The 13669-nt window shown below is 68.4% G+C and carries 11 protein-coding genes; 7 read left to right on the top strand and 4 right to left on the bottom strand.

All coding sequences use genetic code 11. The features are described 5' to 3' along the window. Entirely contained in the window at nucleotides 1-657 is a 657-nt protein-coding gene (locus VGJ96_03790) for a rhodanese-like domain-containing protein (GenBank protein ID HEY3286224.1), read from the top strand. A 459-nt stretch (nucleotides 658-1116) separates the two neighbouring features. Then, nucleotides 1117-3669, top strand: coding sequence for an Ig-like domain-containing protein (locus tag VGJ96_03785; protein ID HEY3286223.1), 2553 nt, complete (start codon nucleotides 1117-1119; stop codon nucleotides 3667-3669). A gap of 154 nt (nucleotides 3670-3823) precedes the next feature. On the opposite strand, the gene VGJ96_03780 is transcribed toward VGJ96_03785, so the two are convergent. After that, a complete protein-coding gene (locus VGJ96_03780; protein ID HEY3286222.1) occupies nucleotides 3824-6367 on the bottom strand; it encodes an FtsX-like permease family protein in 2544 nt (847 codons plus the stop codon). 5 nt (nucleotides 6368-6372) lie between these two features. Next, on the bottom strand, nucleotides 6373-7164 hold the full coding sequence (locus VGJ96_03775; GenBank protein ID HEY3286221.1) for an ABC transporter ATP-binding protein: 792 nt from the start codon (nucleotides 7162-7164) through the stop codon (nucleotides 6373-6375). On the opposite strand from VGJ96_03775, the gene VGJ96_03770 reads away from it, so the two are divergent. After that, nucleotides 7163-7885: an arylesterase gene (locus tag VGJ96_03770; GenBank protein ID HEY3286220.1), complete on the top strand. Its 723-nt coding sequence runs from the start codon at nucleotides 7163-7165 to the stop codon at nucleotides 7883-7885. The two genes, VGJ96_03775 and VGJ96_03770, sit on opposite strands and share 2 nt — an antisense overlap. A 148-nt stretch (nucleotides 7886-8033) precedes the next feature. On the opposite strand, the gene VGJ96_03765 is transcribed toward VGJ96_03770, so the two are convergent. Next, the gene (locus VGJ96_03765; protein HEY3286219.1) at nucleotides 8034-9236 is read right to left on the bottom strand and encodes a metallophosphoesterase; all 1203 of its coding nucleotides are present in this window, start codon (nucleotides 9234-9236) and stop codon (nucleotides 8034-8036) included. A 190-nt stretch (nucleotides 9237-9426) separates the two neighbouring features. On the opposite strand from VGJ96_03765, the gene VGJ96_03760 reads away from it, so the two are divergent. Continuing rightward, nucleotides 9427-11601: a prolyl oligopeptidase family serine peptidase gene (locus VGJ96_03760; protein HEY3286218.1), complete on the top strand. Its 2175-nt coding sequence runs from the start codon at nucleotides 9427-9429 to the stop codon at nucleotides 11599-11601. Nucleotides 11602-11776: 175 nt separating this feature from the next. After that, complete coding sequence (locus tag VGJ96_03755) at nucleotides 11777-12178, top strand: hemerythrin family protein (GenBank protein HEY3286217.1); 402 nt, start codon at nucleotides 11777-11779, stop codon at nucleotides 12176-12178. A gap of 70 nt (nucleotides 12179-12248) precedes the next feature. Here the strand turns inward: VGJ96_03755 and VGJ96_03750 are convergent, their stop codons facing one another. Continuing rightward, a complete protein-coding gene (locus VGJ96_03750; protein ID HEY3286216.1) occupies nucleotides 12249-12830 on the bottom strand; it encodes a hypothetical protein in 582 nt (193 codons plus the stop codon). A gap of 163 nt (nucleotides 12831-12993) precedes the next feature. On the opposite strand from VGJ96_03750, the gene VGJ96_03745 reads away from it, so the two are divergent. Together VGJ96_03745 and VGJ96_03740 are read left to right on the top strand one after the other, a co-directional pair. Continuing rightward, complete coding sequence (locus VGJ96_03745; GenBank protein HEY3286215.1) at nucleotides 12994-13209, top strand: zinc ribbon domain-containing protein; 216 nt, start codon at nucleotides 12994-12996, stop codon at nucleotides 13207-13209. A 102-nt stretch (nucleotides 13210-13311) separates the two neighbouring features. Further along, nucleotides 13312-13668, top strand: coding sequence for a hypothetical protein (locus VGJ96_03740; GenBank protein HEY3286214.1), 357 nt, complete (start codon nucleotides 13312-13314; stop codon nucleotides 13666-13668). Nucleotide 13669 lies beyond the last annotated feature (1 nt).

Below are 13669 nucleotides of genomic sequence, written 5' to 3'. Positions count from 1 at the left end.
ATGCCAGGCTTCTTCACGAATCTCTCGGTGAATCGCCGGCTCGCCCTGGTCGCCCTGGTGCTCGGCTTCCTGGCGCTCTTCCTCGGCAATCCGTACAAGGGAGCTGGCGCGACCGTGAATGCCAAGGAGCTGTCGCTCCGGATGGCAACGGGCGCCGACCAGGTCGGCGTGACGACGCTCGCCGACTGGATCATCCAGGGCAAGGCGGACTTTCGGGTCGTCGACCTGCGGCCGGCGGCCGCGTATGCCGAGTATCACCTGCCGAACGCGGAGAACATCCCGGTGGCCGGGCTCGGCACGTCGGGACTGCAGCGCAACGAGAAGATCGTACTGTATGCCGAGGATGGCGCCCGCGCGGCGCAGGCGTGGATACTGCTCAACGCCCGCGGCTTCCGGGGGGCCTACATCCTGCGCGGCGGCCTCGAGGCGTGGAGGGACAGCGTCCTCTTTCCGCGCGTCCCCGACAACGCGACGCCGGCGCAGTTGGTCGAGTTTGCCCGGGTGAAGGAGGTCAGCAAGTTCTTCGGCGGCACGCCGCAGTCACTGGCCGGCGACTCCGCCGCCACGGCCGTCGTAATGCCGAAGCTCGCGATGCCCGCGCCGCAAGGCGGAACGCCGGCGGGGGCGCCGAAGAAGAAAAAGAAGGAAGGCTGCTGAACGGCGATCGAGGATCTGGAATCCGGAACGGGATTCAGGATGTCGAATGCGGACCACGACTGGCGATTGACGGCGACCCGCAGTCAATCGCCCGTCGCATTCCTGAATCGATTTCCTGAATCCCGTTCCGAATTCCGTATCCTCAATCCGTCCTTCGCCGTCGGGCTGCTCGCTCCTGTCCCTTCGAACCAATCCCAATCGCGAGCGCGCCGGTGGGGCCACTGTTCCTTCTTGGCGCTGAAAGGTGACGCCGCGGGGTATGACAGGCCATAATTAGCCCGGCCGCGCCGCCGCGGCTGGCAGCGCGCCGGTGATGAACCGGCGGGCCTGCCTCGTGAGCTTTCCATTGTTCCCAGCGCGTCCCCGGCCGCGCGTGGAGGATATCCGGACTTGAAGCGGCGTGCGCTCGTATCTGGCCTGCTCGTGTTGATCGGCTGCGGCGGTGGCGAGGGGCCCCCGGTGTCCGTCAGGGAAGTCGCCGTCTCGGCGGCGTCCACGACCGTGCTCGTCGGTGCCAGCACGCAACTCACCGCGCGGGTCACCGGCGTCGACGGCCAGGTCGTCCACGGGGCGCAGGTGACGTGGTCGTCGGTGACGCCGTCGGTCATCGGCGTCTCGGTCACGGGACTGGCGACCGGGCTGGCGGCCGGCCAGGGCAAGGTGCGGGCCTCCTACGGCGGCCGCGCGGGTGACGTCGAAATCACCGTGGCGAATCCGCCCGTCGCCTCCGTCACGTTCGACAAGGACTCGACGGTGCTCTTGCTCCCCTCGGGCAGCGCGACGCTGGCGCCGATCGCCAAGGATGCGAGCGGACGCGTCATTCCAAATCCGACGTTCTTCTTTGCGTCGGACGCGCCCAAGGTGGCCACCGTGTCGCCGATTGGCGTCGTCACCGCCGTCGCGGCGGGCACCGCCATCGTTTCCGCCAGCACCGAGGGACTCACGGCGACGATGCGCGTGCGCGTCACCGCCAATGTCACGCCCAGTTCACCGCGCATCACGAGCGTGACGCCCCTGGTCGCTGGCGGATCGGCGGTGGTGAGCGGCGAGAACTTCGCCTCGTCGGTCGGCGGTAATGCGGTGCTCGTCGAGGGGGTGGCGGCGACCGTGACGGCGGCAAGCACCACGCAGCTCACCGTCACGCTCCCCGCTACCGGCTGGGCCTGCGACGTGGTGCGCCCCGTGGCGCTGCAGGTGAATGCCAACAACCAGACTGGCATCGCGACCGCGTCGCTGCGGACGGCGGCGCAGCGGACGCTCGCCGTCGGCCAGTCGCTCGTGCTGAGCACTGCGGCCGATGCCCGCTGCAACGAACTGTCCGTAAGCGGCGGCGCCTATCTCGTGACGGCCTACAACACGGCCCGCACGATTTCCGGCAATGAGGCATCCTTTGCGCTGCGCGGTGCGGCGGTCGCGGCGGCGCAGTCGGTCGCGTTGACGGCACGGGCGCCGCGGGCCGTGTCACCGGCCGGCACGCCGCCGTCGCTCACGTCCTATCCCCGCATCGGATCGCCCCAATTCGCGCGCTGGCAGGACGATGCACGCCGGCGGCACGCCGACGGGACGCATGCCGACATCCTGCAGCGCTCGCTGGACTTCGCGCGCCGCCAGGGCGCGCCGTCAGCCGCAGCGCGCCGACTGCGGTCGCTGACCGACGAAGGGGTCACGATGGTGCGGGCGCGCGCGAACCAGATTGCCACCGTCGGCGCCGTCACGCAGCTCAAGATTCCGAACCTCGACGCGTCGAGCTTCTGTTCGCAGTTCCTCTCCATTGGCGCGCGCACCGCGTGGGTCGGCAAGCACGCGGTCATTGTCGAGGACACGGTGAGCGTGATCAATGGGGTGCCGACGCTCCGGGGGCAGATGGACTCGCTGTACGCGCAGATTGGCCAGGAGTTCGATGACGTGGACTGGCCGATCCTGACGCAGTACTTCGGCAACCCGTCGGTGTTTGATGCGAGCCTGAGTCCGGCCTACGCCGGGATCGTGGTGATGGTCTTCTCGCCACGCATCAACACGATGGCGGGGGGCACCCTGTCCGGCTTCGTGGCGAGCTGCGACTTCTATCCGGCGTCGCAGGCGCCGAGCAGCAACAACGGAAAGTTCTTCTACGCCGTCATGCCGACGTCGCTCGCGGCGGGCGTCGGCGCCGGAAGCCGCGGGTCCTGGCTGCGTGAGATACGCGGCACGATCATCCACGAAGTCAAGCACATCACGTCGTTCGCCTGGCGACTCAGCCAGAACACGGCGTTCGAGGAACTCTGGCTCGAGGAAGGAACCGCGCGCCATGCCGAAGAGCAGTTGGCGCGCTCGCTCGAGGGCACGACGTGGAAGGGGAATGCGGATTACCGGTCGAGCCTGTACTGCGAAATCCGCCCGGAAGACGCGACGTGCGGTGGACGCCCGATCCTGATGCTCCGCCACTTCGACAACCTGTATCAGTACCTCCAGGCGCCCGACATCTACACGATGTTCGGACGCACCGGCATCGCGGACGCCACCTTCTACGGCACCTCCTGGTCCATCGTGCGCTGGATGATCGATCACTACGCCACGAGCGAGTCCTCCTTCCTCCTGCCGCTCGTCCAGTCCACCAAGTCGGGCGTGGCCAACCTCGAGGCGCGCGTCTCCGGGCATGTCTGGGAAGAGATGTACGGCGAGTGGGCACTCGCACTCTATGCCGACGATTATCCGGGGGTGACCTTCGCGAACGGACGCCTGAAGTTCCCCTCGTGGAATACGCGCGACGTGTTCGCCGGCCTCTGCGCCGACCTGGGTCCGTGCACGAACCCCGCGAGCACGAGAAACCTCTATCCCGTCGCCTATCCGTTCACGCCGCGCCGCGTCCCGTTCGGCGCCTTCAGCACCACGGTCAGCGCGCTCGCCGCCGGATCGTTCTCGTCGTGGCTCATCAGCGGATCGCAGGCCGCGCCGCAGCTGCTCGACCTTCGCGGCGCAGCCGGCGGAGACCCGCCGGGGCAGGTGAGACTGGCGATCGTGCGGATACAGTAACTACCAGGCAGGAACGGGGAGGGGGTAGGGGCGAAGGGACGAGGGATGAGTGCAGGAACGAGATGGGGACGAGAAGGGAAGAGTTGCGTCTCCTCCTCGTCCCCACTCCCGTCCCCCGTTCCTTCGCCTCCATCCCGTTCTCGTTCCGTCTCGGTTACGCCTCTCTCAGCGCCGCCATCGGCGTCTCGCGGAACACCTCGCGCGCCGTCAGCAGGCCAATCCCGATGGCCATCCCCAGCATCGCCGCGGCAATCGCCGACGCCGGGCCCCAGGCAAACTGGAACGGCGCCTCGAAGACGAACGTCACCAGCGCCCAGCCGCCGATCGTCGCGAGTCCCATGCCGCACAGGCTGCCGAGCGCGCCGAGCAGGGCGTACTCGGCGAAGAGGATGCGCAGCACCTGGCGGTGCGTCGCACCCAGCACCTTGAGCAGCACGCTCTCGCGCAGCCGGTCGCGGCGCGTGGCGGCGACGGCGCTGAAGAGCACCGGCACGCCCATCCCCAGCGAGAAGAGCGCCAGGAAGCGCACCGCCAACGAGACCTTGTGCACGATGTCGTTGATTGTGCGGCGCACCAGCGAGATGTCGAGGCTCGCCACGTTCGGATAGCGCTCCACCACGCGCCGCTGCAGCACGGGCATCGCCTTCTCGTCTGCCACGGCCGCCACCGCCGCCCACTGCTTGGGCGCGCCGCGAATGGCCGCGGGGTCGAACACCGCAAAGAAGTTCGGGTCGAACCGCCCCCAGTCCACCGTGCGCAGGCTCGTCACCTTCGTCGAGATCAGCACCCCCTGCACGTCCCACGTGATCACGTCGCCGAGCTTGACCTTCAGGTTCTCGGTCGCGAGGTCCTGCTCGAGCGACACCTCGTGCAGCGTGTCGCTGGCCGAGTGCGCGCCAAACCACTTGCCGGCGGCGAGCTTCTCGGTCACCACCATCGTGTCGCGATACGTCGAGCGATACTCGCGGCGGTACGCCCAGCTCCCACGCCCCTGGCCCGTCTGCCGCGCATGCTCGGTGGGCTCGGCGCCGTTGATCTTCGCGATGCGCATCGTCACGATGGGCGTCATCGAGATGATCCGGTGCCCGCCGTCGACGATCGAGCGCGCCACGCCCTCGCGCTGGTCATCCTGGATGTCGAACATCACCAGGTTGCCCTTCGAGGCGGCGGCCGTGATGTCGAACTGCTTCACCAGATTGGTCTGCACCAGGTAGATGGTCGTCACGAGGAACGACCCAAACCCGAGGGCGATCACGACCGAGCGCGTCTGGTTGGCCGGGCGGTACAGGTTCGCGACGCCCTGGCGCAGCACGTACGGCCAGGCGGGGCGGACCACGCGCCGCGCCCCTTCGCTCAGCAGCCACGCGGCGCCGTACAGGACGACGAGGCTGATGCCGATGCCCACCGCGAACATCAGGCCGCGGGGCACGGTGTCGGCCCGTCCGATGGCGAGCAGGATGACGCTCGTCACGAGCGTCAGGTTCACCAGCTGCGTGGCGGGGTCGCGCAGCGAAGCCCGCACCAGCGCCGCATCGTCGCGCCGCAGCGCCTGCAGCGGCGAGACGCGCCGCAGCGCGAGCAGCGGCCGCAGCGCAAAGATGAGCGCGACGCAGACGCCGACGGCGAGCCCGGTGGCCAGCGCCTTCGGGTCGAGCGTGACCTGGACGTCGAGCGGGAGGAAATCCTTGACCACCAGCGGCAGGCCAAACTGAATGGCAATCCCCAGGACGGCGCCGAAGGCCGCGCCCAGCAATCCCATCGCCGCCGCCTGGAGCACGTAGATGTAGAGCACCTGGCTGCTGGTGGCGCCGAGGCAGCGCAGCACCGCCACCGTGTCCACCTTGCGCGTGACGAACGCGTGCACGCCGCTCGCCACGCCCACGCCGCCGAGCAGGAGCGCGATCAGCCCCACGAGACCGAGGAAGCTCGCCATCTGCCCGATGGCTTCGGTGAAGTTGATCTCCTGCTGCACCACGGTGCGCATGCGCACGTTGGCCTTGAGCATCTGCGGGCGCAGCGGCGCCGCCCACTGGGGCGAGTTGACGCCCGGCGGCAGGCGCACGAAGGCCTCGTACTGCGCGCGACTGCCGAATCCCAGCAGCTGCGTCTCGCTCAGCCAGCGGTCGGCCACGAAGACGCGCGGCCCGATGGCGCTGGCGATGCCCGGGTCGCCCGGCACGCTGGTGATGGCGCCCGCAATCTCGAACTTCGCATACCCCACGGTGAGCGTGTCGCCAACCCGCGCGTCCAGCGCCACCAGCAGGGTGGGATCCACCACCGCCACCGGCGCGTCGCGCAGGCGACGCCACGCCCCTGCCGGCTCGGTGGCGACCTCGCCATACAACGGATAGTTCGCCGTGATGCCGCGCACCTGCGCCAGGCGCGTGCCGCCCGTGCGCTCCACGAATGCCATCGAGCCGAACGTGGTCACGCGCGCGGTTGCCAGGCCGCTCGTCGCCAGCGAGTCGAAGAGCGAGTCGATGGCGGCCGGGAACTTCTGGTTGCTCGAGAAGGCGACATCGCCGCCCAGCAGCGAGCGCGACTGCGCGCGCACCGAGTCCTGCGTGTTGCTCGCGAACGAGTCGATGGCCACCAGCGCCGCCACGCCCAGCGAAATGGACGACATGTAGAGCAGCAGCCTGCGCCGCGCCGTGCGGCTCTCCCGCCAGGCCAGGCGCGAGAGCATCCCGAGCTTCATGCCGCTCACGCCGAGGCTCCGGGTCCGGTGTCGCGCACGGAGGTGGCGCTGCTCGCGGCGCTCGCCGTTGCACCGACTTCCGTGCCGTGCGCCATGGCCGCGCCCTCCGTGCCCGTGCCTGTGCCCGCCGTTATCCGGTCTTCCACCACCACGCCGTCCGCGAGGCGAATCAGGCGCTGCGCGCGGCTCGCGAGATCCTGCTCGTGCGTGACGAGCACCACCGTCGCGCCCTCCTCGCGGTTGAGCGCGGTGAGCAGTTCGACGATCCGCGCGCCGGTCTGCCCGTCGAGGTTCCCGGTCGGTTCGTCGGCGAAGAGGATGCGCGGGCGCGTGCTGAAGGCGCGCGCGATGGCCACGCGCTGCTGCTCGCCGCCCGAGAGCTGCGTCGGAAAGTGATGGAGCCGGTCGCCGAGTCCCACGCGCTCGAGGAGTTCGCGGGCCCGGGCGGGCGCGCCGCCCTCGCCGCGCAGCTCGAGCGGCACCTGCACGTTCTCCAGCGCGGTCAGCGTGGGGATCAGTTGAAAGCTCTGAAACACGAACCCAACTTTCTGCCCGCGCAGCAGCGCTCTCGCGTCCTCCGACAGCTCGTGCAGGCCGACGCCGTCAATCTCCACCGTCCCTCGGCTGGGGATGTCAAGTCCCGCGAGCAGGCCGAGCAGCGTCGTCTTGCCGCTCCCGGAGGGGCCGACGATGGCCACGAAGGCCCCCTGCGGGATGGAGAACGAGACATCTTTCAGGACGGCAAGCGTCTGCGTGCCGCTCTGGTACTCCTTGGTCAGGTCACGGGCAACGAGCATGCGATTGATCGGCGGAAAAGGGAGGGGGGCGCTGGCGCCGGCGGTGCTGCTGGCGGCGCTGGCGTGCAGCGCCCCAAAGGACAACGGCAAGCCGAGCGCGTCCGTTAGCGTTGAATCAACCACGCGCGCGGGCGGGGCCGCAACACAAACAACGTTGCGGCCGCGCATCCTGTTTCTGGGGACGTCGCTCACCGCCGGACTGGGCCTCGATCCGGAGAGCTCCTACACGGCCGTCCTGCAGCGACTGAGCGTGAAGGACGGTTATGCCGTGGAGGTCGTCAACGCCGGGTTGTCGGGCGAGACATCGGCCGGCGCGCTGCGCCGTGCCGACTGGCTCCTGAGCCAGCCGCTCGCCGCGGTGGTCATCGAGACGGGCGCCAACGACGGGCTGCGCGGCGTGGAGCCCGACAGCACGGCGGCGAACCTCCGGGCGCTGATCGCCAAGGTGCGCGCGGCGCAGCCCGGTGCGGCCGTGGCGCTCGTGCAGATGGAGGCCCCGACCAACCTCGGTCCCGCCTACCAGCGTCGCTTCCGTGCCGTCTTTCCGACCGTCGCCAAGCAGACGGGCGTACGCCTGTTGCCGTTTCTGCTCGACGGCGTCGCCGGCCGTCCGGAACTGAACCAGGACGACGGCATCCATCCGACCGCCCGCGGGGCGCGGATCGTGGCGGCGAATGTGTACCGGGCGATGAGACCGGTGATGGATTCGCTGAAGCGATAACGGAAGGGGGAGGGGGTAGAGGCCAAGCGAGGGGGGTTGGGAGTCGGAACGGGGAGGGAGGTCGCTCGCGCGCCCGGAGATCTCCCTCCTCGTTCCACCTCCCGTCCCCCCTCGCTAAGCCTCTACCCCCTCCCCGTTCCGATGCACCTTAAGGCACACTATCCCTCAGCGCCGCCTTGTTGCTCCGATACGGCGCAAATCCCGTCCCCCAGTCGACGCTGAGCACCTCGAGCGTCATCCGCGCGCCATCCACGTTCACGACCACGAAGTGGTACGGGTTGTCGCCGGGCTCCATCCCGGGCTTCACCAGATGTTCGACGCGCGCCGAGTCGGCGCCGCTGGCCGTGAGGTAGGCGCGCAAGTCGGGCTCGCCGCGGTAGGGGTAGAGCGGCGCTCCGCCACCCCCGGTCACGAGCTGGTCCATGCGACGCCACGCCCCGTGCGCGTCGCGATAGCGTTCTACCCAGTGCTCGTAGAGATGCTCGTGCCCGGTGACGAGCAGCTGCACGCCGTGCTTCCGGAACAGCGGCATCCATTGGTCGCGCACGGCCGCCGTGGGCCGCTCGATGATGGCGCCACCGTGTGGCCCAGATGAGTAGGCGGGATGGTGGAAGAACGCGACGATGTTCGGATAGCGCGTCCGGTCCAGTCCCTCGAGCTGGGCGCGCGCCCACGCGAACTGCGTCGAGTCGGCCGCGATGTTCGAGTCGAACGCCAGCACGAAGGTGTTGCCGAACCCGAGCGCATAGGTCGGATAGCCGTTCAGCCGCCGGGTCGCGCCGTCCGGCGGGATCAGCTGCGCCACGGCACGCAGGTAGTTGGCCAGCCCTTCCTTGCGTCCGGGATTCTCCAGTTCCGCCGCGCTCGTCACATCGTGGTTCCCGGGGGCGAGGAAGTACGGCACGCCGCCTTCTGTCGTCAGGCGATTGATGAGCCCCGTGAAGCTCATGTTCCACTGCCGCGGGTCGCGTCCGTTCACCACCGCGTCACCGCTCTGCAGGATGAACCGGACCGGCGACGGGCCATTCGCCCGCAGCGCGATCTGCCGCAGCATCGCATCGACGATGAGGGAGTGCTCGTACTGCACCTCCGTGCCGTCGCGTCGCCCGCGCGTATCACCATAGACGATGAACGAGAAGCGCGTCACACCAGCGCTCGCCGCTTCGGGCGGCAGCGGCTGCCGCGGGGGCATGATGGCGCGCACCGTGTCGACCGGCGTGGGCGGGAGTTCCGGCTGCACTGGCACCGATCGGACGGGGCGGGCGGGGCGCACTTGCGCGCCGACCGGGAGCGCGAGCACGGCGGCCGCGGCGACCAGGAAGAGACGGGAGCGGGCGAGACGCGAGGACATGGCTGATTCTCCGACAATCGTGGTGCGGGGCGCCGTTCGCAGCAGCCGTACGCCGCCGTGGGGGCACTGAGCGAAAGGTCGCGGGTGCGCGATGGGCGCGCCAGCAGGACTGGCTGAGAGAGCGTACAGCGGAGAGAATCAATTGGTTCAATCTCCGCACCGCACTCGCGTGTCACCCTTGGAGCATCCCATGACGGCACAACGCCCTCTGCCCTTCGCACGCTGCCTCGCCGTGATCGCCGCGCTCGCGCTCGTCACCGCCTCCGGCGCGGCCCAGCAACCCACCCCGCTCAAGTATCCGGCGACCGCCACCGTGCCGCACGTGGACGACTACCACGGCACCAAGGTCGCCGATCCGTTCCGCTGGCTCGAGGACGACACGGCGAGTGCCGTGAAGGCGTGGGTCGGCGAGCAGAACGCGGTCACCTTTGGTTACCTGGGCAAGATTCCCTATCGCGGCGCCCTGCTCGAACGCCTCAAGGAGCTCTCCAACTATCCGCGCATCTCGTCCCCGGTCCGTCGCAAGGGATGGGTCTGGTTCACGAGGAACAGCGGCCTCCAGAACCAGTCGGTGTACTACCTCCAACGCGGGCTCGACGGCAAGGAAGAGGTGCTGATCGATCCGAACACGCTCACCGCCGACGGCACGACGCGCGTGGGCGGCTTCACGTTCGACGGCGCGGGCAAGCATCTGGCCTACACGCTCTCCCTGGCCGGCTCCGACTGGCAGGAGATCCGCGTGATGGACCCAGTCAGCAAGAAGAACCTCCCCGACCAGGTGCGCTGGGTGAAGGTCTCGGGCATCGCGTGGTACAAGAACGGCTTCTTCTACTCGCGCTACCCGACCCCCGCCGACACCACCAAGGCGCTGAGCGGTGTCAACGAGAACCACCTGGTCTACTACCACGTCCTCGGCACGCCGCAGTCTCAGGACCAACTGGTCTTCGAGGACGCCGCCCATCCGCAGCGGTTCCACACTGTGGATGTCACTGACGACGAACGATTCCTGATCCTCAGCATCTCCGACCGCGGCAAGGGCGCGGACGGCAACGCCCTCTGGGTGCGCGACCTCGCCGCCGGCGATCCCGGCTGGCGCAAGGTCGTCACCGGCTTCGAGAAGCAGTTCGGCGTGATCGACAACGACGGCGGCGCGCTGTTCGTGCAGACCAACGCCGGCGCCCCCAACAATCGCGTCGTGCGCATCGACCCCAGCGCCCCGGCGGAGTCGAACTGGAGGACGGTCATCCCGGAGCAGAAGGAGGTGCTGGACGGCGTCGCCAACGCTGGCGGCCACCTGTTCGCGTCGTACCTGAAGGACGTGACGAGTCAGATCGTCGAGTACGCGTACGATGGCACGAAGGTGCGGGATGTCGCGCTTCCGGGCGTCGGCACGGCGGGCTTCAGTGGCGGCGAGCGCGGCGACACCGATGCGTTCTTCTCCTTCAGCAGCTTCACCGCCCCGCCCACCACGTACCGCTATGATCTCGCCACCGGAACAAGCACGGTCTATCGCGAGACCAAGCTCCCCTTCGACCCGTCGCTGTACGAGACCCGGCAGGTCTTCGCGACGTCGAAGGACGGGACGAAGGTGCCGATGTTCATCGTCGCCAAGAAGGGGCTCAAGCTGGACGGCCGCAACCCGACGCTCGTCTACGGCTACGGCGGCTTCAACATCTCGACGCTGCCGGGCTTCAGCGCGTCGCGCATCGCCTGGCTTGAGCAGGGCGGCGTCTATGCCTCGGTCAACATGCGCGGCGGCGGTGAGTACGGCGAGGCGTGGCACCAGGCCGGCATGAAGGGGAACAAGCAGAACGTCTTCGACGACTTCATCGCGGCCGGCGAGTGGCTGATCGCCAACAAGTACACCAATAAAGACCGCCTCGTGATGCAGGGCGGCTCCAACGGCGGCCTGCTCGTGGGCGCCATCATGACGCAGCGCCCGGACCTCTTCAGGGTCGCGCTCCCCGCCGTCGGCGTGATGGACATGCTGCGCTTCCAGAAATTCACGATCGGCTGGAACTGGGTCGCTGACTACGGTTCCAGCGACAACGCCGAGGACTTCAAGTACCTCATCAAGTACTCGCCGCTGCAGAACCTCAAGGATGGGGTGTCGTATCCGGCCACGCTCGTGACGACGGCCGATCACGACGACCGCGTCGTGCCGGCGCATTCGTTCAAGTTCGCCGCCCGGCTGCAGCAGGCGCACCGCGGTCCGAATCCCGTCCTGATCCGCGTCGAAACGTCGAGTGGCCATGGCAGTTCATCGCTCACGAAGGCGCTCGAGGTGACGGCCGACCAGTACGCCTTCTCGATGGCGAACCTCGGCATGACACCGAAGTTCCCGCGACCCAAGGCCATACCGTAGCCATCCTCCTCCGGACGACGACGCGGGCCGCGCGCGAGCGCGGCCCGCGTCACGTCTGTGCCTGACCAGTCACTCGGTGTCACGCCACGCTTCTCACGTAGGAGATACCTGTCGGGGAAACGTGTACGCACAAACCGGGATACCGCCGTTTTGCGTTGCCGCTAGCATTCGTCGAATGCAGTGGAATGACTCCTTCGCGACTGGCGTCCCGCAGATCGATGACCAGCACAAATCGCTCTTCAGGGCGGTGGCGGCGCTGTCCGCCGCCATCGAGCAGCACGAGGGGTCGACGGAGTACCTGCGCCTGCTTGGATATCTCGACCGGTATTGCCGCGATCACTTCGTGTTCGAGGAAGGGTGCATGGAGCGGCATCGGTGCCCGGCAGCCCAGGTCAACAAGCAGCAACATGCGGGGCTTCTGCAACTCCTGGGCGAACACCGACGGTTTCACGCCCAGCACGGCTACGACCAGCACGACGCGCAGCTGCTGCTGACCTCCCTGCAGCACTGGCTCCTCAATCACATCGTACGCGTGGACCGCACGCTGCGGCTGTGCGTCAAGTCGTCGTCCAGCTGATCTTCGCCCCGGGCAGCACGCCGGCGGCGGGCCGCGCGCGCCGGTCCGGACACGATGGTGCGAGCGGCCGTTAGGCCGCGGCCGGACGCGCCACCCCGAACCACAGCCCCGCAACGACGGCCAGCAGACTGCCGAACAGGATGTCGACCGGCCGGTGCTGCCACGTGGCGGCGATGCCGAAGGCGCCGACGAGTTGCGCGGGGACCAGCCACCAGAGCCAGTCACGCCGCTCGTACCAGCACGCCCAGATGAGCAGCACGGGCATCAGGATATGCCCCGCCGGCCAGACGTGTACGGGAAGGTCGGTGCGCGCCATGACGGCATAGGGCCAGTTCCACCACTCCGGCGGCGCGGGCGGACGTCGCATGCGCGTGGGGTGGATCAACCAGACCGCGAAGACCATGGCCAGCGACAGGAAGTACGCCTTGAACACGGCGTGCCGCCGCGCGCGGTGCACCAGGTACATCGCCAGCACGTAGCTCACGACCACCTGCAGGAGGTACGGAATGGTGAGTATGGGAAGGAACGGCACCCACGCTGGCATCGCGACATCCGCCGGCGACGAGATCAGGCGGCACGTCACGAAATACGCGGCGCCGGCGAGCAGGCCGAGCAGGGCGAGGACCAGGAATTCTCGTCGGGAGACGGGCATGCGGACGTGGGTAGTCGGCGGAGCGTGGAAGCGTGAGCCGCGGACGGTGCTGGAAGGCGTGAGGCCTGCCCACTCCCGCGGCGAGTTGGCGAAACATACTAATTCATGTGCCCGTCCATCGTAAATCGTCTGTGCCGGCGGCACAGCGCATCTTCACCCACCGATGCCCACCTACGAGTACATCTGCCTCCAGTGCAGCGCCCCGTATGAGGTGCGCCTGTCCATGTCCGCCTACTCGGCGGGTGAGGGTCGGCGCTGTCCGGCGTGCGGTTCAACCGACGTCGAGCGTCGCATCACGGGGTGCGGGGTGCTGACGGGGAGCCGGTCCGGAGCCGGAAGCGGCGCCACCTCGTGCGGTGGCAACAGCGGCTTTACCTGAGCCTCCTGAAACCCCGCCCCGGGTGGGCGGTTATTGCTCAAGTCGCCGGCGCGTCGTATGGTGGGAGGCCCCTCGGCATCCCCCCTCCTGCCGGAGCGACTCATGGCTGAGCGAAAGGTCTACGTGCACCTGAAGCAGACTGGCGAGTCAGGAGAGAACCGGATCGAGATCACGGTCCATCCCTGGACCATCCGCAGTCACACCGGTGACACGATTACGTGGGTGAAGATGAACGCGCAGATCGAGCACGCCGCGCCGCGCCGGAGTCGGAAGAAGGTCAGGTGGCCGTTCGCCAAACGCCGCGTCGTTGCCGGCATCAAGAATGCGCTCTACAGCCTGCGCCGGCTGCCCGTGAAGCGGAAGGGCGAGAAACAGTACATCCTCGACATCACGTTCCGCGATCACGCCGGTCGCCGCCGCACGGCGTCCATCGACCCCGACATGGTGATCGAGACCTAGC

This window comes from Gemmatimonadaceae bacterium, from assembly GCA_036504815.1.
GTDB lineage: Bacteria > Gemmatimonadota > Gemmatimonadetes > Gemmatimonadales > Gemmatimonadaceae > PNKL01.
The sequence above is the reverse complement of the archived record's forward strand: the minus strand, read 5'-3'. Positions and strand labels throughout refer to the sequence as shown.